Raw genomic sequence first — 23,311 nt, forward strand, 5'->3', positions numbered from 1 at the left:
ATCATGACAGTTACCAAAGAAAATGAAATCTTACACGCGTTAGAAACACTAAAATCAAAAACATGGGTAGATTTAACACATACATTCGGTCCTAATTCGCCGCATTTTGCCGCATTTAAAGATGCCGAGTTTGAAACATTATATACGCATGATGACGGGTTTTTCGCACAGCAGTTCAGTGTTTCCGGACAATATGGCACACATATTGATGCACCTATTCATTTTGTTCGTGATCAGCGCTATTTAGAGGAGCTGGATTTAAAAGAAGTTGTCCTCCCAATCGTTGTGATTGATAAATCAGAAGCGGCCGGAGAAAACCATGATTATATTTTAACGGTGGAGGACATTTTAGCTTTTGAAGAGGTGCATGGAAAGGTTGAAGCGGGTACATTTGTCGCGTTACGGACAGATTGGAGCAAGCGCTGGCCGGATAAAGGTGCATTTGAGAATAAGGATGAGAATGGAGACAGTCATTTACCCGGATGGGGGCTCGATGCTCTGAAGTTCTTATTTGAAGAAAGACAGATTAAAGCAGTGGGTCATGAAACGTTTGACACGGATGCGGCTGTGGATGCCAGAAAAAATGGTTCATTGATCGGCGAGTATTATGTATTAGAGCAGGATACTTTTCAAGTAGAGCTGCTGACGAATCTGGATCAATTGCCGGCAAAAGGAGCTGTGATTTTCAATATTAGTCCCAAGCCTGAAAAAGCAAGCGGTTTTCCAGTTCGATCGTTTGCCATTTTGCCATAATAAATACTATCTACCAAAAAGGGAGAAGGAATAACATGACAAAAACAGCAGTGAAAGCACCATTTCGTGCAGACCATGTCGGAAGTTTATTGCGGCCGGAACGGATTCATCAAGCTAGAAAGAACTTTCAAGAAGGAGCTATTTCCAAAGCGGATCTTCATCAGATTGAAACAGAAGAAATCAAACGTATCGTAGATAAGCAGATTGAAGTCGGCTTAAGCGCTGTTACGGACGGGGAATTCAGACGCCGCTTTTGGCATACGGATTTTCAAGAGCATCTAAACGGTGTGGAAGGATATGTGCCGGATACAGGATTTCAATTTGTTGGAGAAGAAACAGAACGCTATAATGTGCGTGTCACAGGAAAGGTTTCCTTTAATCCGGATCACCCGCATGTTAAGGAGTTTGTGGAATTCAAAGAAATCGTCGGAGACCGTGCGATTGCCAAACAAACGATTCCAAGTCCGAATCAATTATTTGGGAAAGGAATTGTAAATCCCGAGGTTTATCCAAGTATTGCAGAATATGCAGAGGATGTCATCCAAACCTATCGTGATGCAATCAAAGCTTTTTATGATGCGGGATGCCGCTACCTTCAGCTGGATGATGTGTATATTGCGGGGTTAAATGTAGAGAATTTCCCGACAACGGAAGATGGAAAGGACCGTCAGTATTTTATTGACTTGGCACTGTATGTACTAAACAGCGTGTTGGAAGACAAACCAGAAGATTTGATGATTACCACGCATCTTTGTCGTGGAAATTATCGTTCGAAATGGGCATTTGAAGGAAGCTATGCAAAAATAGCCCCTACTTTATTTGCCAAAGAAAAAGTAGATGGTTTCTTCTTGGAATATGATGATGACCGCTCTGGCGGTTTTGAACCGCTGGATTACATTCCAAATGGCGGACCGCGTGTAGTATTGGGTGTATTTACTTCAAAACATGGGGAATTAGAAGATAAAGCAAATATTAAAGCAAGAATTGAAGAAGCGTCGCAGTATGTTCCAAAAGATCAGCTATGCATCAGCCCGCAATGCGGCTTTGCATCGACCCATCATGGGAATCTGTTAACAGAGGAAGAGCAATGGAACAAGCTGAAATATATCGTGGATACGGCTAAAGAAATATGGGGAGAATAAAAAACACGTTTATAAAGAAAAATGCGTTATCACATTGTATGGAAAATAAATAAACAACCAAACAGGCTGAGGGAGATTGGAACCCTTGAGCCTGTTTTTTCATGCCAACCAAGCACAACTTAATAGATATAAAGATAGAAATAGTGCTAGAATAGGGGTAACTGGAAAAATAGTTCGAAAGTGGGGAAATGACTTTGACAGAGATTTGTATGATACGCCACGGAGAAACAAATTGGAATAAAGAAAAAAGAATTCAAGGCAAGACAGATATCCCTTTAAATGAAACGGGAAAATCGCAAGCGGGAGTTTGCTGCGCGGCTGCAATGCAATTTGAACCGACTGTATTAATTACCAGTCCCTTAGCTCGTGCAAAGGTAACAGCAGAAATTATTAATCAGAAACTGCAGCTGCCGCTTCATGAAATGAGGGCTTTTGTAGAGCGGTCTTATGGAGATGCGGAGGGGATGACGATAGAGGATAGAAATCGTTATTTCCCTGATCGTGAGGCTATCCCGAATGTGGAGACGTTTGAAGATTTAAAGCAGAGAGGGATAAAAGGATTAGAGGAAGTGTGCGTGAGATATCCGGACGAACGTGTTCTTATCGTTTCCCATGGCGCATTAATCAATAGTCTGTTGTCTGTGATTTCAAAAGGAGAGCTGGGTACAGGGGTTACCTTTCTCCAAAATACATCGATTACAAAATTTACTTGTGAAAAAGGGGAATGGCGTGTGGTTGATTATAATAATACAGACCATCTTACGCCTGTAAATGAGTAATCATTGCGATAAAAAACGTATCAATTTAAAATAGAGAGATGTTCAAAAAAGGGGGGATATGGATGAAAATGAATTTTGTGAAGGTAGAGGTGCTGATTGCAGAGGAATATATCAGCAGTTTGCGGGAGCAGCTTCATGAACATGGGTTTCTGCACTACGGCAATCAGGATAACGTACTTTCTTATACAAAATACAATCACTATTCCCGTCCTTTGGAGTTAGCTTCTTTGGAAATGGCTTTGCCGATAGAAAGCGAATTTTTTCAAACTCTCTATAAGGCGGAGTTTCGTTGTATGATTCACCAGATTGAAAAGGTAAAGAAAATCATCCATGATATCCACCCGAGTGATTATCCTGTTATGTATTTTATTCCTATCCTTGAGTAGTTAAAAGCAGCCATATCTAGATCAGATACGGCTGCTTTTTATATACATTTAATGCTTTCAATGCTGACCTCTATTATCTATACACAATTCCGCCATCTGTGATAATAGCTTGTCCGGTAATATAGTCGGAATCATCTGAAGCTAAGAAGGATACAAGGTTAGCGACATCCTCCGGCTCTTGAGAACGACCTAAGGAGATGCCGTCAACAAATTGCTTATAAGCGTCTCCACGTTCCATATTGTCATAGTATTTCACCATTTCTTCATCGATACGATCCCACATTGCTGTACCTGCAACACCTGGGCAGTATGCATTGACACGAATGTTATATGGTGCAAGCTCTTTTGAAGCGGAATGCGTGAAAGAACGGACCGCGTGTTTAGTTGCAGAGTAAGTACCCAGCATTTCATAGGATTCATGCCCGGCGATACTGCATGCATTAATGACTTTCCCTTTTGTATCCTGTTTAATAAATTGATCCGCAGCAGCCTGTGTACCAAATACTGTACCATTTACGTTTACTGAAAATGTTTTATTCAGCTGATTTTCGTCAATTTCAAGGAATGGAGAAACAACATCAACTCCAGCATTGTTCACAAAAACATCCAGCTGTCCAAAAGCATCTACAGCTTCTTTGACAAGATTAAATTGGTCCTCTCGTTTAGACACATCTCCGACAACGGCAATGGAATCTACACCGGCATCTTTAAATTCTTTTAATGTACTGTCCAGCATCTCTTTATTAATATCATGCAGAACGATTTTGAAACCATCTTCACCAAGACGTTTTGCGATACCTTTTCCTAAACCGCCTGCAGAACCTGTAATAATTGCCACTTTTGACATAGAAAAGACCTCCAAATAAATTTACTTTAAATAATTAGATGTAGTTTTTGCATCTAGTTATACTATTCCTCTTTTAAGGAGTTTAAAACATGCATAATTAGAAAAAGTTTTTGGGAAATCTTTAGAAAGATGTTTCCTTTTAAGAGGTAATTTTTCAGTGATTATTTATACACCTAAAATGTAACGATAAATTGAAGTTTAAAAGCTGCAAACTTTGAAATAATAAAACAAAAGCGTATGCTTAAGGTAGAAAGAAAAGGAGGAAGTAAGTATGACAACATTAGCAGGTAAAGTTGCAATTGTAACTGGAGGCGCTTCAGGAATTGGCTATGCGATGGTACAGAACTTGCTGGAAGCTGGGGCAAAAGTAGGTGTAGCGGATTTAAATGAAGAAAAGCTGAAAGAGCTGGAACAGCAGCATAAAGGGGAGCTGCTTGGTGTCGTCACCAATGTAACCAAAGAAGAGGATATTAAAAACCTTGTTAACAAGACGGTAGAAGCATTTGGCGGATTGGATATAGCTTTTAATGTAGCTGGTGCATCGAAATCAGGAGCAATTATTGATCAGCCGGAGGAGGATTGGAATTTCACTGTTGACTTGTGTTTAAAAGGTGTCTTCCTATCTTTAAAACATGAAGCAAAATATATGAAAGAGCATGGCGGTGGAGCAATTGTCAATGTTTCATCTTTAAACGCGCATGTTCCAATGCATTACGGAGCAGCTTATTCCTCTGCGAAAGCTGGTGTGGAGATGCTTACAAAAAATGCTGCGCTTGAAATGTCCAAGCACAATATTCGTGTCAATGCCATTCTGCCTGGGCTTGTATCGACGCCGTTAACCTCCGGCTTAACAGACGTTGATGCAATCAATGAAGCTTATTTGGAGCGTATCCCAATGGAAAGAGCCGGGGAGCCGAAAGAAATAGCAGGTCCAGCGTTGTTCCTTGTCAGCGAGGAAGCCTCCTACGTGAATGGAGCCAGCTTACTTGTAGATGGTGGCTGGGCAGTGACAGGCTATCCGGATTTAAGCAAATTTATCACGGAGAACCGTCCGTAAAACTCCCGCCTCAAAATAAAGCGTAAAAATAAATTTATTTAGGCGGGAGATAACGGACGCTAACTCCCTGAATCACTCGACTAACACTCAGTGGGGAACTAAGGAAACAGAGTAAGTTCGCGACGTCTGCACTAGCACATCCTGGGACTGCGATTACTCGCCCCATCGGAAACATTTGTGCGTCGAAAAACTCCCACTGAGTGAAGTTTCGTTTTATGTAACCAAAGCTGTTATTTTGAAAATGGGTTATCACCCAGCCTTTAAATAACAACCTCAGTTACACTTATACAGAGGTAAGTTTAAACTTACCTCTGTATAAAAATAGAAACAAAAGAGCTGCTCGTTTTACCCTTACATTAATTTTCAAGCGATTTTCGGAGTTCGCTTACGTCCTTAAGCTCGAGACCTGTTAATTCGGATATTTCTTCATCTGAATAGTTCCTGTCTAAAAGCTTTTTGGCAAAATTCCGTTCCGCTTCCTCCATGCCTTTCTCCATGCCTTTTTCTAAGCCCTTTTTTGTCGCCTCTTCCTCGATTTCTCTAAACAGTCTTCCAAACGTCGGGGTATCTCTCAATTTTTCCATTCCCATGAATTTTCCTTCCTCCTTTTCGTTTTCTGCGATTGGTAATGATTCATACAGCTTTTCCTGTAATTCCGCTGGGACCTGCAGGATATAATCGATAAAATACAATAGGGCTGACAGATAGGTGTCACGGTGCGAATATTTTTCGAGTGCCATACTGATAAGCTGCTGTTTAAATTGGAACTTTTCTTCGTCGTCTTTCTTTGTTCTGCCGGCGTTTTCACTAACATAGATTCCTGCAAGTACCGCTAAAGCGAATGGATTATCAGATTTTTTCAGCTTCTCCTTATCTTTTCCGTAAAAACGATAGACATTGTATAAATAAGTTAATTCTGTTCCGTAGAAAGAATAACGAAACGTATCTTCATAATGCTGATGACTTGCATCCGTCAAGAGGGCGATGGAATAAATCGGATGCTTATATTTGTCATAGATTCGATAAAAGTACTTAAACATGCGTTCAGCAAAGTCTTGCTCTCCAATAGCCTGCACTTCAATATGGACGAAGACGTATTTTTCTTCCCCGTTCTTCAGCGTCACTTTGGCTAACCTATCTGAATATTTTCTGCCTTTTCTTGAATTAATTACAAATTGAAGAAGTTCTATATTCGGGAAATCTGCTCCTTTTTCAAAATCAATTTCCGGGTATAACTCGGGTGCGAAAAATTCCATAAATTCTTGAAACAGTTCTTCAATCAAATTTTTCCAAAGCCCGTCATAATCCGTATCCTTTGCATCGTAGCTGTCGGTATTTTCTTTTACTGTGGTTATCATTATTTTATCACACCCCCAGGTAATATTAAATTTGCTTTTAATCATAGCGGCTATGAGTGGGGGATGCAAAACGGTAAAATAGGATTTCCTGCGTGAAAATCTGCTGTATAAATGACGTTTTAACTTAGGTTTGTGCCTTTTTCAATGACAATAGGATGTTCATATTGCATTTTTTATGTTTTTTTATACAGAACGAAAAATGATCATTTAAGGCTCTTCACCAAAATCTATGGGTGACATAGTAGATATAAATTTGCTGTAAGCGACCGCTACGGAAATACACTACGCTTTCCATCGGCCCCAAGCTCATCTCCTTTAAAGAAGACTTGCTGATTGGCAAGCCGTCAGGCGCAGACAGAAGCATAGTCGCACTTATGCCCTGCGGGTGAAAAGAAGACTTGCTGATTGGCAAGCCGTCAGGCGCAGACAGAAGCATAATCGCACTTATGCCCTGCGGGTAGAAAAAAAGAAGTTCGCTTTTTTTCTGCGGGGTCTTCCCACTGGGACTGGGACAGCGATTACTCGTCCCATCGAAGAGCTTTTGCGATTACTCGCCCCACCGAAGACCATTGCGCTTTCCCATAGGAGTCTCCGTGTATTTTCTCCGCTAGCTAGTTGCTTTTATCACATTTAATTATATTTTCCAACCATAGATTTTGGTGTTGATCCTTATTTAATCGTTTGTTCTTGGTGTGAAAATGGACAAGTTTCGATGTTATCGTACAATGGAAGAAGCTTAGTGAAAGTGTTTGACTTTCCCTGAATTCAACAAGGCTTACTTATTTCCGTAATAATTCTTGCCATTTCATCCGGTGACTCCTTCATTCCATTTTCCAGCCAGTATTCAATTACCGTAATACTCCCGCTGATAGAATAGATTGTCATATACTTTGCAGCGGTTTCGCTCATTTTATGTTCTGGTCCGTTAAAGTCATTCATAATATGCGTTTGTGCGGCGAACATGACTTTATGTGTGAATCTTTTATTGCCGTGTTCGCTGAACAGAATCCGAAAATGCTCATGACGGCTGTACACATATTTGAGTAAATAATTTAACATCGCCAGCGCTTCTTTTTCCTGCGTGTAGTCATACTGAAGCAGTGCCTGATTTAATTCATCGATAATTTCGTCCTCAATATTGGTCAGTAAATCATATTGATCGGCATAGTGGCTGTAAAATGTGGAACGGTTGATATCAGCCTGCTCACAAATTTCTTTAATTGTAATCGAAGAAATTGGTTTTTCTTTTAAAAGCTCCATCAGCCCATTTTTAAGAGCCATCCTTGTATAACGTTTTCTGCGATCTAGTTTTTGTGCCATGATAAATAAACTCCTTTTATGAACAAAATATGAAATTCTATCTGTTATCCAACAGATAATGATTATTTGTTGCGAAACGTACATATTTTAAACAACTGTTTGTTGTCTAACTGACAGTGTGTAGTTATAATAATAGATTATATGAATGAAATCAGCAAGGTAATGGGGAATGACAGTGGCAAATTTAATTATTCGTTTTAAAAAGACAGTGGTAACACTTTTTATCATACTTATGATCCTTTCTTTAGCGGGGATTCTGTTTGTTGATGTGAATTACAATATGCAGGATTATTTACCGGATGATGCAGAATCTACGCAGGCTTTAGAGGTGATGGAGGAGGAATTTTCAAGCGGTATTGCAAATGCCAGGGTCATGATAGGAGATGTCTCGATTCAGGAAGCGATGGAGTATAAACATGCTCTGGAAGAGATAAATGGGATTACAGAGGTTCTCTGGCTGGATGATGTTGTTGATATTCGGACACCGATTGAAGTAACTGACACGGATACAGTGGAGACATACTATAAGGATGAAAATGCCCTTTTTTCTGTCACGATTGCTAATGAAAAAGAGGTAGAGGCCACCAATGCTATTTATGACTTGATTGGTGAGGGAAATGCCGTTTCCGGGGAGGCTGTCAATACAGCAACAGAACAGGAAATGACAGGGACAGAGAGCATGTACGCGGCGGCCTTGCTTGTTCCAATTATTATCATTATTCTTATCTTGTCTACCAGCTCATGGGTGGAGCCGGTATTTTTCCTGACAGCCATTGGGGTATCTGTATTAATTAACCTGGGGACGAACATATTTATCGGCGAGATTTCTTTTGTTACCCAAGCGGTTGCACCAATATTGCAGCTTGCAGTCTCCTTGGATTATGCTATTTTTCTTCTGCATAGCTTTCAGGATTACAGGAATAAAAATTACAAACCGGAAGAAGCAATGAAATCAGCTATTAAAGAATCATGGCCGGTTATCAGCACAAGTGCTTTTACAACTATTTTTGGCTTTATGGCATTGATGTTTATGCGTTTTGAGATTGGTTCCGATCTGGGGTTGAACTTAGTTAAAGGAATTATTTTAAGCTTTATCAGTGTGATTGTCTTTCTGCCAGCCTTTACACTTGTGTTTTATCGCTGGATTGACCGGACGCAACATCGTGCGTTTGTTCCGACTCGTTTTGAGGGAGTCGGGAAGAAGCTCTTGAAATTAAGACTTCCTGTTCTTATTCTGGTGCTGCTGCTTCTTGTTCCCAGCTTTATGGCGCAGAGCAGCACGACCTTTACCTACGGGATGGGAGAACCGCCGGAGGATACCCGGCTAGGAACTGATGTGAGACAGATTGAAGAAGTTTTTGGAGAATCGACTTCCGTTGTGTTGCTTATTCCTAATAATGATATAGGGAAAGAGGAGGAAATGGTTCAGGTCCTGGACAATGTAAATCATGTTTCCTCGGTTATCAGCTATGCAACCATGGTCGGCAGTGTTATTCCGCAGGACTTTTTAGAGGAAGAGGCGACAGAGCAATTTCTTTCCGATCATTACAGCCGGATTATTATTAATACGGAAGCTGGAACAGAAGGAGACCTTCCTTTTGCAGTGATAGAAGATATACGGGAAATTGCTTCCGCTTATTATGGAGAGGAGGCGCTGACCTTAGGTGAAAGTGCGTCTCTGTATGATATGAAGAATATTGTGTCCCAGGATAATCAGCTTGTAAATATTTTAACCATTCTTGGGGTAGGGATTGTGATTTTGGTTAATTTCCGATCGATTTCTTTCCCGATTATTTTACTACTGGTTATCCAAGCAGCCGTATGGATAAACTTAGCTATTCCTTATTTTACAGGAACACCGCTTGTCTTTATCGGTTATTTAATTGTCAGTACGGTTCAGCTGGCAGCAACGGTGGATTATGCCATATTATTAACGGAGACATATAAAAATTACAGAAGATATATGCCGAAATGGAAGGCAATAAAAATGACATTGGATGATAAGATTTTCTCCATTGCTGTTTCTGCATCGATTCTATCCATCGTCGGATTTGTTTTATGGATGACATCATCTAATCCGGTTGTCGGGTCTATCGGCTTGCTGCTGGGGAGAGGTGCGCTCTTGGCATTTATTCTGGTTATCACCTTACTGCCTGCATTGCTTGTATATGGGGATACATTGCTTCAAAAGACATCATTAGGAATGAAGTTTCGCAAGGAGGAAAAACATGAGGACAACAATTAAATGGATCTGGCTCGCTTTAGCTCTGTTCTTTATTCCGTTTATGAATACAGCTCTTGCAGAGGGGGCTTCTGAGGATTCTGCGTCTGAGGGAGATGCGGAAATTGAGGAAAAGAACGAGGTTATTTATGCGAATTTAGAAGCAGGCGGCGCATTAGAAAATATCTATGTCGTAAATGCGTTTGAATTGAATAAATCAGGTGTTATTGAGGATTTCGGAAACTATGAATCTATCAAGAATTTAACAGATACGAGTGAAATAGAACAGGACGGAGATACAATCCGTATGGACGCGGCTTCAGATACGTTTTATTATCAAGGAGACCTTTCCAAAGAGCTGCCCTGGAAATTCACCATCTCCTATTATTTAGACGGGGAAGAAGTAGATCCGCAAACGGTTATTGGGGAATCCGGACAGGTAGAAATCGAAATAAAGGTAGAAGAGAATGCAGAAACAGAAACTGCTTTCTTTGATAACTATATGCTGCAAATATCACAGGCGCTGAATACCGATTACTTTTATAATATTGAAGCGGAGGATGCAACGATAGCCAATGCCGGGAAAAATAGGCAGGTGGCATTTACGGTGATGCCGGGAGAAGAAGAGACGCTGACGATTCAAGCAGATACCGATCAATTTGAATTAGAAGGAATGGAAATCTCCGGCCTGCCGTCTTCTGTTTCTGTAGACGGTCCGGATACAGATGCGCTCACAGAGGAGTTTCAGAGCTTAACCGATGCCATTGGTGAAATCAACCAGGGAGTAGGTGAGCTTGGTGATGGAATCAGCGGGCTGTCTGGCGGATTAAGTGAATTAGAGAATGGGTCTTCTGAATTTCAGAACGGTTTAAATGAGTTAAATAATTCCAGCGGTGAATTAACAGGTGCATCGGAAGAAATCAATAATGCTTTTCAAACCGTACAGGAAGAAGTTGGCCAAATTACAGGGATAGATGGAATAGAGCAGTTAAGCGGGATGACAGAAGCTGCATCAGATATGGCTGCAGGAATGGAAGCATTGGCTGACGAATTAGATTCGCTGTCAACAGGCTATGGAGATGCGAAAGAAGCATTGCAGACAGCTATGGAGGGCATCCCAGAAGCCACCTTAACAGAAGAGGATTTTCAAGCATTATATGATAGTGAAGCAGTAGATCCGGCGGTTGTTGATGAATTAGTTGGCACCTATGAAGCTGCCCAAGGTGCATTAGCTGTCTACTATGAATCCGTAGAATCATTTGATGCGGTGGAGCCGGCATTATCTGAATTTCAAACTTCTGCCAGTGACATTGCCAGCAATATCCGTACGTTTTCCGATGAATTAGAGCAATCTGTCGGCCAAATTGATATCGATGAAGGACTGGATGAATTTATTACAAGTGTAGATACCATGGCGGAAAATTATAATCAGTTCCATGAAGGTCTGGTTTCTTATACCAATGGCGTAAATGAGCTCAGTACTTCCTATGCTGATATTCATAATGGAATTAGTGAATCGGCATCCGGTTCCAATGAACTTGCGAACGGAGCAGATGAATTACAGGATGGAACCAGTGAATTATATGATGCCACTGAAAGTATCCCTGATGAGATGCAGGAAGAAATTGATGAGATGATTTCACAATATGATAAATCTGATTTTGATCCTGTATCCTTCGTATCGGAAGAAAATGATGAGATCACAAATTCTGTTCAATTTGTGATTCAAACAGACAGTATTCAGCCGGAAGAGGATACCGAAGAGACAGAAGAAGAGGAAGAGAACGAAGGGTTTTGGGATAGGTTATTGAATTTGTTTTAAGAGGATTTCAATATTTTAATGATAAAGAAACCGCATGAAATGACTCATGCGGTTTTTTCCTTCCGCTGCAACAGAACAGCTGCAATGACAATCATCCCTTTAAATGCATCCCGCAGTAATGGAGGAACCCCGAAGAGATTGAGCAGGTTGTTCAGCACAGCAATAATCAACATTCCATAAACCGTTCCGAGGATAAATCCTCTTCCGCCCATCATACTTGTACCTCCGACAACAGCGGCAGCGATAGCGTCCATTTCCATTCCCCGTCCTGAACCGGCAAAATCCATCGAGCCGATTCGAGAAACTTGAATGATTGCAGCAATGGCTACAAGTATTCCGGAAAGCGCATAAACCCGGTACTTAACCTGCTTCACGTTAATTCCGGATAGTCTGGCAGCTCTTTCATTGGAGCCAACCGCAATAATCTGCCGGCCAAAGATGGTGCGCTTGGAAATATAATACATAACAGCAGCAATCAAAATCCAGTAGATGATGGGCATAATCATATAGTTCCCGATTTTGAAATTGGCAATTTGTAAAAATTCTGGCGGTACACGCGGTGCAGCTCCTTGCATGAAATGCTGTGTGACACTGCGGAAGACCATCATCGCTCCTAAGGTGGCTATAAAAGGAGGAACCATTCCCCGTGTAACAGTTACGCCAATTAAGGAACCAAGCAAATATCCAAAAAGAATCACAACAATGATTGTAATGAAAATAGCTGTCCAGCCTGTGATTCCAATTGCATTTAAAAAACCGTTTGCTCCAATATCAAGCAATGTCATTGTCAATGCGCCAGTTGCTACAAGCGTTGCACCAACAGCTAAATCGATTCCGCCTGTCATAATAACAAACGTCATTCCCAGTGCGACAATTGCTACACTGGCATTGTTTCGTAAAATATTGATCCAGTTATTAGTCCAAGACGTAAACCATTCTCCAAATGAAGGATAATCAAAGCCTAATACAATCGTTTGTAAGATAACCATTACGATGAACGCAATAAAAATACTAAACAATGGACTAGTAGACCATCGATTCTTGAACCAAAGGATAAACTGGTGAAAGTAATTGATATTTTTCTCTGTCAAAAGGTACACCCCTTTTCGATCCCGGATAAAAAGAAGCTGCAACCTGCGGGATACCTGTTACTTATCGCCTAAGTGATGGCGGACAGTCCATTAAGACGTTGAAATAAAAGCATCTCCGCCTGTAGCCAGCTCCATTATTGCTTGTTCGTTCATTGCTTCTCCTTTTAATTCTCCTTGCAGCTGTCCGTGGTACATGACATACGTCCGATTGCAAAGCCTTAATATTTCATTTGCTTCACTGGAAAGAATAATAACCCCAATCCCTTCATCAGCTAAACGAAGGATAATATCATAGATATCTTCCTTCGCTCCAACATCTACCCCTTGTGTCGGGTTATCTAAAATCAAAATACGGGGATCTGTGGAAAGCCATTTAGCTAAAACGACCTTCTGCTGATTTCCTCCAGAGAGATTCAGAATACTGTTTGAGGAATCAGTCATCCGTATCTTCAGCTGTTTTTGAAGTGCAGCCAGCTTCTCTTGATGGATGGAATGCTGGATGATTCCCCATTTGGCATGTCTCTTCCAAGAAGCAATGGCGCTATTTTCGAGAATGTTCATATCTTTAATAATGGCGTTTTCCTTTCTGTTTCTTGGAAGGTAGGCAATTCCGTTTTTAACAGCGTCCATCGTGGTATGGATATTAATTTCTTTGCCGTAAAGGAACAGCTTGCCCGATGAAATATCATTTGCGCCAAAAATGGATTGAAACAGCTCACTGCGTCCGTCCCCTAAAAGACCGGTGAATCCGACAACCTCTCCCTGATGAATGGAAAAAGTAATATCGGAAAAAGCAGCATTATACGTAAATTTTTCTGCACGCAGGATTTCTTCACCGCGGTCACGCTGCTGGACCAGTTGATCTGTCCGGACATCATAGCCGACCATAAAGCGGGCAAGCTCCTTTGTGGTTACATCACTGACCTGTCCTTCAGAAACAAGCCTGCCATCCCGGAGTACGGCATATGTGTCACAAGCCTCAATGACTTCTTTTAACTTATGAGAGATAAAAATAATGCCAACCTGTTGATCGCGTAAACGCCGCATCATCGTAAATACACGTTCGATTTCAGAATCGGTAAGCGATGTTGTTGGTTCATCCATGATAATGACAGAAGCATTCATCGAAATCGCGCGACAGATTTCAATAATTTGTTTATAGGAAGAATCTAACTCTTTGACCAGCATGCGGGGGTCAAGGTCTACATGCATGCGTTCAAATATCTCCTTTGTTTCTTGAATCATTTTTTGATGCTGTACGCGCTTGAATCCCTTTTTATAATCTCTTTCTAAAAACATATTTTCATAGATGGGCAGATCATTAATTAAGTTCAGCTCCTGATGGATAAAAGAAATTCCCATATTAATAGATTGCTCCGGACCGGTCAGATTTACCTCGGCCCCGTTTATATAAAGCTTGCCTTTATCAGGCTGATGAATACCGCCTAAGATGTTCATCAGGGTTGATTTCCCCGCTCCATTTTCTCCAAGCAATGCACAAATTTCTCCTACTTTAATAGAAAGGGAAACGTCTTTTAGAACATGATTTTTGCCAAAGGACTTTTGGATATTTCTTAACTCCACAAGCATGTCATCACCTCTGAGAAATGGATGGAAAGGGAGCAGACTTTCCTGCTCCCCTCTGCTTAATATGGTGAATTTTCATCTAAGAATTCTTCGTAGTTATCCCGGTCAACGACAGTAGTTGGAATGATGGTTTCTTCCTCCACGTCTTCTCCGTTGAGCACGTCTATCGCAATGTCAACAGCATCTTTTACCATAACAGGGCTGTATAATGCGGATTGAATCCAGATATCTTCGTTTTCTGGCATCATTTCAAAATATTCCTGCATGCCACCGCCGCCTGTGACGACTTGAATGTCTGTTCTTCCAGCTTCTTGAATAGCTTGTAAGACACCGACAGAGGTTTCATCATCAATCGAATAAACGGCATCAATATCCTCAACAGAAGTCAGAATATCAGCGAAGTCAGCTAAACCATCCTCTCTGGTGAATTCTGTTGCATACGTCATCAGATTCATATCTGGAGCAATTTCTGCCATGGTTTCCTCGAAGCCTTTGGTCCGTAATTCGGATACAGAACCAGACGAAGGTACTTCCAGTACAACGACATTCCCTTCCTCGCCAATTTTATCTACAATGTAATTCGCTCCCTGGACGCCCATATCTTCATTATCGCCTGCAACACGGTAAACTCCTTCTACATCAATCGCGATGTCAAAGTTAACCACGGTTATACCACTGTCAATGGCATTTTGAATCGGGACTTCCATGCCCTCCCATTGAGGAAAAGCAACAATGGCGTCAGCTCCCCATGTCATTAAATCATCTAATTGGGAAGTCATTTGTTCCGCGTTACTGCTGGTTTGAATTTGATAATCTACTTGATCTCCTAATTCTTTTACGCGTTCTTCAGCGTGGTAAGCAACTGCCGCAACCCAGCCATGCGTCACTTCTGGCGCAAGTATGCCAATTTTATAGTGTTCTTCAGTGTCCTCGCTGCCATTTCCGCTGTCCGCATTATTCTCCTCTGAAGCCTTACCAGAATCATCTCCACCGCCGCAAGCAGCCAACAAAAGCATGAGGACAGCAATCATTAAAAAGCCAAAACTTTTTTTCTTCATCGTATTGTAAACCTCCCCGATTTTTAGTGAATCTTATAAAATAGACTGGCTCTGCACAGAATAACCGTTTGCAATTAGCATACGAGGTAATGATGGAAATAAATAAAATAGATGGGGAAAACGCCTCCTTTCCTTCCTATGAGAGATAAATCAGCTGCTTTCATGAAATCCATTACATCCTTTCCTCGTTTTGCTGGAGAATTTCTTCAAGCAGTCGTAATGATTTTAATGCATCTTCTCCGCTGACAATGGGCTTTTTTTCTTCTTGAATGCAATGGATAAAGGCATCGATTACGCCGGAGTTTGTTTGATTCGTATTGGTTTGAATTCCTTCTAATGCATAGTAAATGTTTTCACCGTTTTTCTTTTCAATAAGAAGTGGATAGTGTTTATCCTGGTATATTTTCATAATTCCTTCCTGGCAGTAAATCGTTGTAGAGTTATTTTCTTCCCCGTAATAGGTCCAAGAGAAAGTGGCAGTACCGATGCTTCCTCCAGCAGTTTTTAAAATACAGACGACATTGTCATTTACTTCGATAGGCTGACCGTTTTCATCTGTTTTATCTAAGGTGGCCGTATAGGAATGGAGATTTGTAATATCGTCATCCAACAGATAGAAGAGCAGGTCCAGCTTATGAATGCCTAAATCTCCTGCAGCCCCTGAATGAGAACGGTCTTTTTTAAAAAACCAGGTTTCTTTTGATTTGGTTGCTCCCCAATCTTCGGGGCCGCTGTGCCCAAAGGTTGTCTGAAAGGAGAGAATCTCGCCAAGCTCTTTCGCTCGAAGGATTTCACGTGCTTTTTGATGTGCTTTTGTAAAGCGTTGGTTGTGGTCCACCATTAATAGCTTTCCGGTTTCCTTCGCAGTACGTACCATTTTTTCTGCCTGTTCCACAGTGGCGGAAATTGGTTTTTCACAAAGAACATGCTTACCGGCTTGTAAAGCTTTTGTTGTATGAAAATAATGTGCTTCATTGGAAGAGCAATCACTAATGGCATCAATGGTCGAATCTTGAAGCAATGCCTCCAGTGACGAAGCGGTTCTGCCGCCAAATAATTGCTTCATTTCCTCTGCGCGTTCAGGATTTCTGTCATAGAAAACAATCTCTTTTACGGATGGATTGGCTCTATACTCGGGAGCATGCCTGAAGCGTGTAATCGAGCCGCAGCCAATAATTCCTACAATCATTTAGATCCCTCCTAACCCAATGTTGATTCTCGAATAATCAACTCATAATCCATGATGACATTTTCAACAGGCAGCCCTTGAATCCGGTCAATGACCATTTTTGCGGAACGATAGCCCATTTGATATTTTGGCTGAGAAACTGTTGTCAGGGCAGGTGTGGTCATACTGGAAAAAGCAATATTGTCAAATCCGATAATCGCCATCTCTTGAGGGACCTTAATGCCCTGAGCATGTAATTCTTTGATAGCGCCAATCGCTAAAGTGTCTGAAATAATAAATACAGCAGTTGGCCGGTTTTTAGAACGCAGCATTCGCCGCATGGCTTCTACACCGTCCTGGAAGCTGAGTCCGTCAGTGTAATGGATCCATTCGTCACAAATAGGCAATTGAAATTCGTTTAAGGCCTTCTCAAATCCGATGCGCCGCTGCTTTGCATAGAGCAGATTTTCATTGAAATTGATCAAGCCGATTTTTTTATTTCCCATCGTAATCAGATACTTTACCGCGCGATAAGCAGCCTCTGTATTATCAATTGCAATATAAGGGATATTGGCATCTTCATAATAATCACTGCAAAGCACGATAGAATGGGACTCAGAAAGCTCTTTCAGCTTATCAACATGAACGGTAGGATTCATGGAAATAATACCGTCCGCCAATTTATTACGAACCATATGAAGAAAGATATCTTCCCGCTGCAGGTTATCATCTGTTTCGCAAAGCAGAATATTATAGTTGTTTTCTATGGCATAATCCTCAATCCCATTAATGATTTCTGTGTAATAAGGGTTTGAGAACGTGTGAATAAGAACAAGAAGTAATCTGCTTTCCGAGTTTCGTAAATTCCTGCCAAGCATACTGGGAGCATAATTTAACTCCCGAATGGCTTTTTCAACCTTGTGTCGCGTTTTCTCAGAGACCTTGGATGTGTTATTTAGAACACGCGAAACCGTAGCAATGGAAACACCTGCCTGTTTTGCAACCTGATGTATATTTGCCATGGCACAACCTCTTTCAGAACAAATAATGTACAGTCGATGTAGAATTGAATAGAATGAAGAAGTTCTGATGTAAACGTTTTCTGTAAGCTATAGAATTAATATGCGAAGGTTTATAAATACATTCTAAAAAATTTGGAAGAGCAGCTTATTTTTATGAAAATACTCCTTTTTAGCGATGAAGATTCAAAAAGTGCAGGATAATTCTAAATATGAATGTGGAAATTGCTTGAAAGATGTAATGGATTTCATGATAATGGGCTATGAAAAAAGGGTTGGGGAAAATTACATAAAATATAAAATAACTGGTATATATAGAATTATTAGTAGATGAGTGAATAAACTTTTTTACTTTTAAATAGACTTTGTCCCTTGAAGTTTGTTAATTGACTCCATTATAAAAGTGGATTATTAAAAATATAATTATAATATTTTCCATATTTTAATTTTTAAATAAGAAATTTGTTATAATATACATAAGTGCTTTCGAATATTTGTTTAGTAAAGAAGGAGGATATGTAGTGAAAAGGTATATTTTCTGGAGTCTCTGTTTAGTATTGGTTATTATAACGGGATGCAGTAATAAAGCAGAAGAAGCAGAAGCTGTAAAACCGGAAATTGAAATTCCTCCAAATGAAATAGAGTCTGAGGAATCGATAAGTAAAATAATGACAACAGATAAAAAAATAGCTTTAACGTTTAATGGAATGGCAGATGAAGAAACGATGACTAGTCTTTTGGAAAGATTGAATCAGCTTCAAATTCATGCCACTTTTTTTGTTCAGGGGGTAAAGATAGCTGAGGAACCAGAAATAGCAGAAATGATTTTAGAAAATGGACATACGATTCAAAATAACACTTTAAATCATATATTAGTTGAACCGATAGATTATGAAGAAGCTTATACGGAATTATATTTGACTAATAAAGTAATCCAAGAAAACTTAGATATTACTCCACAATTTGCAAGAAGCCGTTCTGGAGACACTTCCCCTTTTTTTGAAAGTGCTGCTGCACAGCTAGATATGCAGGTAGTTACTAATACAATCAATCCAAGGGACGGGGACATGCAAAGTGCAGAAGAAATTGCTGAATATGTGAGGGGTTTTATGAACAGAGGAGCCATTATTCAACTGAATACTTATCTGAATCCAGAGATTATTGATGCTGTTTCTTTAATTAAAAAAGATGCCGAAGAAGCGGGATATGAATTAACAACTTTGGAAGCCGTTGTGGAATCGGCTTATACTAATCCAAATAAGGAAATTGAAACAAATAAGTTAGCTGTTAATCAAGATTACGATCAGGCTTCCCCTCAGGTTATTGAAAACTTTCAAACCGATGAACAAGAAGTTGTTCTAACTTTCGATGACTGGGCAGGTGATGAAACGTTATCAATAATATTAGATATTCTAGATGATTATCAGATAAAGGCAACATTTTTTGTTATTGGAAAGGGAGTAGAAGCAAATCCTCAACTTGCACGTTTAATTATAGATAGAGGACATGAAGTGGCAAGCCATTCCTACAATCACCTTGTTGTAACAGAAATGAATTCCCTTGAATTACAGGAGGATTTAGTGAAGGCGGATCAAGTTATATCTAATGCGTTACAAGAAAAACCGAAGAATTATTTTCGCCCTGCCCAAGGGCTTTTAGATGATTCATCAGCAAATACAATTGCTGCAACCGGAATAGATTATATTGTCCTTTATGACATTGCTTCTCTCGATTGGGATTTGAACAGATCAGAAGACGAGATTTATAAACGTGTTGTAGATAATGTAGAATCCGGAAGTATTATTGGAATGCACATTTCAGATGAATCACATACAATCCGGGTGCTGCCTAGAATTATTGAAAATATACTAATGCGTGGATACACATTTAAGACTGTTTCGGAAATGATTGGAGATTGAAAAATTGGAAAGTAGGGGAGGGAGCTGTGTGAACAGCTACATTCATCAATGAAGAAAAAAGAAATATTAACAAATCCAAAAAAAGACCGTAGAATATTATCAAACGTTCCTGATCCAGATGGAATCAGGTTAAATCTAGATCGCCGTGGTTCAGATACAGAAATTGCAGAGCAAGATACGAATAAATTATATAAAGCAAGAATGGATGGACAACGTTATATAGCGGAATTTCCAGTAGTGATGAGAATAGGTAGAAAAAAGAAGACTTCAAACTGTGTAGATATATCTAACACCGGAATTTTAGTTCAACTGCCGAGCAGCACTGAAGATCTTGGTCTACAAAAAGGGGAACAAATAAAGTTAAAATTTCAAATACCCTCAGGTGCCATGCCTGAAGGGTTTGAAATGAGGGTGAATATTAAAGCAAAGCTTGTCCGGCAATTTCAAGAAGAAGAAAACAAAAAGGAACATTATTATGCTTTTGAATTTTTACAATCAATGGAAAGCTATCATCGGAGTAGGAGATGGGGGTTATCCATTGCTGTAGCCAGCATTCTTTTATTCTTCATGGCGCTAGTTGTTATGCTTATGCGTGCTGAAAGTATCATATATTTTCAGTTTAATAAAATTCTCTACGCATATAGCTTAGTAGCCGCAACATTTTTGCTATCTAGATATATTTTCGGAATGTTATATCGAAATGTTAAAGTAAACCCGGATTTTGAACCCGGAGTCTCAATTATCATTCCTGTATTCAATGAAGAAGAATGGATTCAGCGGACAATTACAACTTGTTTTGATCAGACATACCCTATTGATAAATTAGAAGTAATTATTGTTGATGATCAATCATCTGACCGTTCTATGGAAGAAATACGTAAAATAGTTTCTAAGATGTATCAAGAAGGGAAAAGATTTAAAACAAAGAACCGTTTAAAATTTGTTCAACTTCCGGAAAACGGTGGAAAAAGAGAGGCTCTTGTAGAAGGAGTAAAGATAGCAAAGCATGAACTAGTAGCTTTTGTTGACTCGGACAGCTTTTTGGAGCCAAATGCAATTCGAAACATTGTGCAGCCATTTCAAGATCCTAAAATGGGTGGCGTGGCAGGAAGAACCGAAGTAGAGAATAAATTCACTAATACGCTGACTAAATTACAAACCGTCAGATATTATATTGCATTTCGAATCATGAAGGCGGCAGAAGCAACCTTTGATTGTGTTACTTGCTTGTCAGGCCCCTTATCTTGCTATCGTAAAGAATTAGTTTTAAAGCATGCAGATGCTTGGTTAGACCAGCGCTTTTTAGGGCATCCTGCAACATTTGGAGACGACCGGAGCATGACTAATTTGATTTTGAAAACGCATCGAACAAGCTATCAGGATAGAGCAGTTTGTTCTACCATTGTTCCTTCAGAATTTAGCATGTTTTTAAAACAACAGATGCGCTGGAAAAGATCATGGCTGAGAGAAACATTAAGGGCGATGACCTTTATCTTTAAAAAAGAGCCATTTATGGTGCTGTTTTTCATAGTAGGCTTTATTGTTCCAGTATTAGCACCTATTATTGTGCTCTACAATCTTGTATATGTTCCGGTTGTTTATGGAGTATTCCCATTAACCTTCATAATTGGATTACTAGTGATGGCACTTATGCTTAGCTTTGCACACCTTCTTTTTCGACGAAGTAAACTGTGGTTTTTTGGTTTTGTGTTTGTCATGTACTATGAGTTTATTTTACTTTGGCAAATGCCAGTTGCATGGGTTACCTTCTGGAAATCGACATGGGGGACAAGAGATACGCCACAAGACGTATCAGCTAGGGAAAAGAAATTAGAAAAAAAACAAAAAAAAGCCCAATAATATAATGTGTCAAAGCCTAATGATAGATGGCAGTTATATACCGCCAAAAGTAAATAACTTTAGGGAGGTTGGCATATGCCGTCCCAATCAAATAAGAATAAATTGAATGTGCGAAGAAAAAATACGTTTAAACTGATTAAATCTTTATTTCAGTTTGTGGTAATTAGTTTACTTGCCGTTCTGTTGATACGTACACTTTTTATTACGGAAAGGTATGAAACTTTGTCTTCTGACACTATGGTAAATGAAGAAGGTTTTCTAGCTATCTCATATTTTGGAGTAGATCGAAGCGGCTCTACGCAGCATGTATCAAAAGAACAATTAGAGAAACAACTGACAGTTTTAAAAGAACAGGACTTTGAAACGATTTCTCTGCAGCAAATTCTAGAGTATTATCATGAGGGAAAACTTTTGCCAGAAAAGGCATTGTATCTATCGTTTGAAGACGGGCGGACAGATTCAAGTATTTTTTCTCAATCTTTATTGGAGGAACTGAATTATAAAGCAACGATGTATACCTACGCCAATAAATTTGAAGAGCGAGATACAAAGTTTTTAAAACCGAACGATTTAAAAACAATGATGAGAAGCGGCTACTGGGAACTTGGTACAAATGGTTATCAATTATCCTATATCAATACATTTAATGAGAATGGAGAGTCTTTGGGAGAATTAGATAATATACCAATTCCTGACCACCCAGATATTGAATATTATAATCATTACTTAATGGACTATCTTCGAGATGAATATATGATTCCAAAAGAGACGCGTAGAGAAATGGAAGAGAGAATTTTGAATCAGTATAATAAAATGCATGAATCTTATACGGAACATTTTAATGAAATTCCGAATGCTTATGCAATCATGCACGCGAATTCAATGTACAATAATATGGATCAATCTGTAGAATCAATCAATGAGAAAATGATAACAGATAATTTTTCTCTTCATTTTAATCGTGATTTAACCTCTTTCAATGGTCCAAAAACAGATATATATAATCTAAATCGACTGCAAGTAGCTCCTTGGTGGTCGACTAACCATCTTTTAATGAAAATACAAGAGGATTATGACTGGGGTATTCAATTTGAAAACGGTGATGAATCTATTGCAAACCTGTGGTCAATAAATGGTGGAGTTGGAGAATTTGTTGGAGAGAAGATTATATTAACTTCTCAACCGGAAAAAGAGGTAGTGGCTACTTTAAAAGAAGTATTACCTGAATCTTATCGTATTTCTATGAACCTTGAAGGGAATGTAATGGGAGAACAGACTTTTTATTTGTCTAATGACAATAAAGAGCTGAAATTTAGTTTAGAACAAAATAAACTATATATTTATCAGCGGAAATCAGATAAAGAAGAGGTACTGTTTGAAACAGATTTAAGCGGGATTAAATGGAATCAAGATGACTATGCATTTAATAAAGCCATGGTTTATACGTACGAAGACACACAACAAGGGTCTCGAGTAGATGATGATGAATATCCAGTTACTTTGCAGAATAATCGCCAAATAGTATTGGATGTTAATGAGCAGGAAATTACTGTTGAGATTGATGGGAAAAATATGATGCAGATAGATTGGATAAACGAAGAAGGCTTAACACAATTTGCAGTTGGCGGTAAAATTGTAGATTTAAATACGCAGCATCAACAAAATACTGATACTATCTATGATTCGGTTGTTAATATGCTTCAAATAACTTCTGAAGATGATATAATTTATCAGGTTATACCGCCAGTAGAAAAAAAGCTGAAAAGAGATATAAAATATAAAACAGATGAGATAATCGACTTTTTCATAGAATATCTATAAATATAAATTTCAACTCGTGTTCTGTCGAATGCCAAATAGTTTAATAGTTTTTTAAAGGAGGGGTATGTATTTGCCGCTAAGAAACATAATTGTTGTTATAATT

At 39.4% G+C, this 23,311-nt stretch carries 18 protein-coding genes; 10 read left to right on the forward strand and 8 right to left on the reverse strand.

Translation table 11 applies throughout. The annotated features are described in order from the left end of the window. Nucleotides 1–3: 3 nt before the first annotated feature. From MKY45_RS03740 to MKY45_RS03755, 4 genes are all read left to right on the forward strand, one after another. The gene (locus MKY45_RS03740) at nucleotides 4–753 is read left to right on the forward strand and encodes a cyclase family protein (protein ID WP_042531811.1); all 750 of its coding nucleotides are present in this window, start codon (nucleotides 4–6) and stop codon (nucleotides 751–753) included. Nucleotides 754–788: 35 nt separating this feature from the next. Next, nucleotides 789–1,895, forward strand: coding sequence for a 5-methyltetrahydropteroyltriglutamate--homocysteine S-methyltransferase (locus MKY45_RS03745; protein ID WP_042531813.1), 1,107 nt, complete (start codon nucleotides 789–791; stop codon nucleotides 1,893–1,895). A gap of 188 nt (nucleotides 1,896–2,083) precedes the next feature. Then, a complete protein-coding gene (locus tag MKY45_RS03750) occupies nucleotides 2,084–2,674 on the forward strand; it encodes a histidine phosphatase family protein (protein ID WP_226894757.1) in 591 nt (196 codons plus the stop codon). Between the two features lie 62 nt (nucleotides 2,675–2,736). Further along, on the forward strand, nucleotides 2,737–3,060 hold the full coding sequence (locus tag MKY45_RS03755) for a hypothetical protein (RefSeq protein ID WP_042531817.1): 324 nt from the start codon (nucleotides 2,737–2,739) through the stop codon (nucleotides 3,058–3,060). A gap of 73 nt (nucleotides 3,061–3,133) precedes the next feature. Here MKY45_RS03755 and MKY45_RS03760 read toward each other — a convergent pair whose 3' ends face one another. After that, a complete protein-coding gene (locus MKY45_RS03760; protein ID WP_042531819.1) occupies nucleotides 3,134–3,907 on the reverse strand; it encodes an acetoin reductase in 774 nt (257 codons plus the stop codon). A 271-nt stretch (nucleotides 3,908–4,178) separates the two neighbouring features. Here MKY45_RS03760 and MKY45_RS03765 point away from each other — a divergent pair, with 271 nt between their 5' ends. Next, nucleotides 4,179–4,964, forward strand: a complete 786-nt coding sequence (locus MKY45_RS03765) for an SDR family NAD(P)-dependent oxidoreductase (protein ID WP_341172538.1) — start codon at nucleotides 4,179–4,181, stop codon at nucleotides 4,962–4,964. 356 nt (nucleotides 4,965–5,320) lie between these two features. Here the strand turns inward: MKY45_RS03765 and MKY45_RS03770 are convergent, their stop codons facing one another. Further along, nucleotides 5,321–6,322 carry an Rpn family recombination-promoting nuclease/putative transposase gene (locus tag MKY45_RS03770; protein ID WP_341172539.1) on the reverse strand — a complete coding sequence of 334 codons (1,002 nt, stop codon included), beginning with the start codon at nucleotides 6,320–6,322 and terminating at the stop codon, nucleotides 5,321–5,323. A gap of 765 nt (nucleotides 6,323–7,087) precedes the next feature. Beyond that, nucleotides 7,088–7,642 carry a TetR/AcrR family transcriptional regulator gene (locus MKY45_RS03775; RefSeq protein WP_042531824.1) on the reverse strand — a complete coding sequence of 185 codons (555 nt, stop codon included), beginning with the start codon at nucleotides 7,640–7,642 and terminating at the stop codon, nucleotides 7,088–7,090. A 169-nt stretch (nucleotides 7,643–7,811) separates the two neighbouring features. Here MKY45_RS03775 and MKY45_RS03780 point away from each other — a divergent pair, with 169 nt between their 5' ends. Continuing rightward, nucleotides 7,812–9,887: an efflux RND transporter permease subunit gene (locus MKY45_RS03780; protein ID WP_175297030.1), complete on the forward strand. Its 2,076-nt coding sequence runs from the start codon at nucleotides 7,812–7,814 to the stop codon at nucleotides 9,885–9,887. Continuing rightward, the gene (locus tag MKY45_RS03785) at nucleotides 9,871–11,685 is read left to right on the forward strand and encodes a YhgE/Pip domain-containing protein (protein ID WP_193062887.1); all 1,815 of its coding nucleotides are present in this window, start codon (nucleotides 9,871–9,873) and stop codon (nucleotides 11,683–11,685) included. Before MKY45_RS03780 ends, MKY45_RS03785 begins: the two co-directional genes overlap by 17 nt. A 44-nt stretch (nucleotides 11,686–11,729) precedes the next feature. Here MKY45_RS03785 and MKY45_RS03790 read toward each other — a convergent pair whose 3' ends face one another. From MKY45_RS03790 to MKY45_RS03810, 5 genes are all read right to left on the reverse strand, one after another. Continuing rightward, entirely contained in the window at nucleotides 11,730–12,776 is a 1,047-nt protein-coding gene (locus MKY45_RS03790) for an ABC transporter permease (protein WP_193065181.1), read from the reverse strand. 90 nt (nucleotides 12,777–12,866) lie between these two features. Beyond that, complete coding sequence (locus MKY45_RS03795; RefSeq protein ID WP_332093895.1) at nucleotides 12,867–14,366, reverse strand: sugar ABC transporter ATP-binding protein; 1,500 nt, start codon at nucleotides 14,364–14,366, stop codon at nucleotides 12,867–12,869. 56 nt (nucleotides 14,367–14,422) lie between these two features. Next, nucleotides 14,423–15,421, reverse strand: a complete 999-nt coding sequence (locus MKY45_RS03800; RefSeq protein ID WP_332093894.1) for an ABC transporter substrate-binding protein — start codon at nucleotides 15,419–15,421, stop codon at nucleotides 14,423–14,425. A 172-nt stretch (nucleotides 15,422–15,593) separates the two neighbouring features. Then, the gene (locus MKY45_RS03805; protein ID WP_256705675.1) at nucleotides 15,594–16,610 is read right to left on the reverse strand and encodes a Gfo/Idh/MocA family protein; all 1,017 of its coding nucleotides are present in this window, start codon (nucleotides 16,608–16,610) and stop codon (nucleotides 15,594–15,596) included. Between the two features lie 11 nt (nucleotides 16,611–16,621). Next, complete coding sequence (locus MKY45_RS03810) at nucleotides 16,622–17,611, reverse strand: LacI family DNA-binding transcriptional regulator (protein WP_042531836.1); 990 nt, start codon at nucleotides 17,609–17,611, stop codon at nucleotides 16,622–16,624. Between the two features lie 518 nt (nucleotides 17,612–18,129). Between MKY45_RS03810 and MKY45_RS03815 the strand changes: the two genes are divergently transcribed. From MKY45_RS03815 to MKY45_RS03825, 3 genes are all read left to right on the forward strand, one after another. Continuing rightward, on the forward strand, nucleotides 18,130–19,527 hold the full coding sequence (locus MKY45_RS03815) for a polysaccharide deacetylase family protein (RefSeq protein WP_341172540.1): 1,398 nt from the start codon (nucleotides 18,130–18,132) through the stop codon (nucleotides 19,525–19,527). Between the two features lie 48 nt (nucleotides 19,528–19,575). Further along, the gene (locus MKY45_RS03820; protein WP_341172541.1) at nucleotides 19,576–21,387 is read left to right on the forward strand and encodes a glycosyltransferase; all 1,812 of its coding nucleotides are present in this window, start codon (nucleotides 19,576–19,578) and stop codon (nucleotides 21,385–21,387) included. A 75-nt stretch (nucleotides 21,388–21,462) separates the two neighbouring features. Beyond that, nucleotides 21,463–23,208, forward strand: a complete 1,746-nt coding sequence (locus MKY45_RS03825) for a polysaccharide deacetylase (protein ID WP_341172542.1) — start codon at nucleotides 21,463–21,465, stop codon at nucleotides 23,206–23,208. The last annotated feature ends 103 nt before the right edge of the window (nucleotides 23,209–23,311 follow it).

The sequence above is a fragment of the Oceanobacillus sp. FSL K6-0251 genome (assembly GCF_038004725.1).
Classification (GTDB): domain Bacteria; phylum Bacillota; class Bacilli; order Bacillales; family Amphibacillaceae; genus Oceanobacillus; species Oceanobacillus oncorhynchi.

What these genes read in the sequence shown, in the direction of transcription:
- MKY45_RS03765 (WP_341172538.1), top strand. Translation starts at nt 4,179, where the DNA reads ATGACAACATTAGCAGGTAAAGTTGCAATTGTAACTGGAGGCGCTTCA.
- MKY45_RS03810 (WP_042531836.1), bottom strand. Translation starts at nt 17,611, where the DNA reads ATGGCAAATATACATCAGGTTGCAAAACAGGCAGGTGTTTCCATTGCT.
- MKY45_RS03800 (WP_332093894.1), bottom strand. Translation starts at nt 15,421, where the DNA reads ATGAAGAAAAAAAGTTTTGGCTTTTTAATGATTGCTGTCCTCATGCTT.
- MKY45_RS03755 (WP_042531817.1), top strand. Translation starts at nt 2,737, where the DNA reads ATGAAAATGAATTTTGTGAAGGTAGAGGTGCTGATTGCAGAGGAATAT.
- MKY45_RS03760 (WP_042531819.1), bottom strand. Translation starts at nt 3,907, where the DNA reads ATGTCAAAAGTGGCAATTATTACAGGTTCTGCAGGCGGTTTAGGAAAA.
- MKY45_RS03795 (WP_332093895.1), bottom strand. Translation starts at nt 14,366, where the DNA reads ATGCTTGTGGAGTTAAGAAATATCCAAAAGTCCTTTGGCAAAAATCAT.
- MKY45_RS03745 (WP_042531813.1), top strand. Translation starts at nt 789, where the DNA reads ATGACAAAAACAGCAGTGAAAGCACCATTTCGTGCAGACCATGTCGGA.
- MKY45_RS03820 (WP_341172541.1), top strand. Translation starts at nt 19,576, where the DNA reads ATGAAGAAAAAAGAAATATTAACAAATCCAAAAAAAGACCGTAGAATA.
- MKY45_RS03825 (WP_341172542.1), top strand. Translation starts at nt 21,463, where the DNA reads ATGCCGTCCCAATCAAATAAGAATAAATTGAATGTGCGAAGAAAAAAT.
- MKY45_RS03740 (WP_042531811.1), top strand. Translation starts at nt 4, where the DNA reads ATGACAGTTACCAAAGAAAATGAAATCTTACACGCGTTAGAAACACTA.
- MKY45_RS03780 (WP_175297030.1), top strand. Translation starts at nt 7,812, where the DNA reads ATGACAGTGGCAAATTTAATTATTCGTTTTAAAAAGACAGTGGTAACA.
- MKY45_RS03805 (WP_256705675.1), bottom strand. Translation starts at nt 16,610, where the DNA reads ATGATTGTAGGAATTATTGGCTGCGGCTCGATTACACGCTTCAGGCAT.
- MKY45_RS03775 (WP_042531824.1), bottom strand. Translation starts at nt 7,642, where the DNA reads ATGGCACAAAAACTAGATCGCAGAAAACGTTATACAAGGATGGCTCTT.
- MKY45_RS03785 (WP_193062887.1), top strand. Translation starts at nt 9,871, where the DNA reads ATGAGGACAACAATTAAATGGATCTGGCTCGCTTTAGCTCTGTTCTTT.
- MKY45_RS03750 (WP_226894757.1), top strand. Translation starts at nt 2,084, where the DNA reads ATGACTTTGACAGAGATTTGTATGATACGCCACGGAGAAACAAATTGG.
- MKY45_RS03770 (WP_341172539.1), bottom strand. Translation starts at nt 6,322, where the DNA reads ATGATAACCACAGTAAAAGAAAATACCGACAGCTACGATGCAAAGGAT.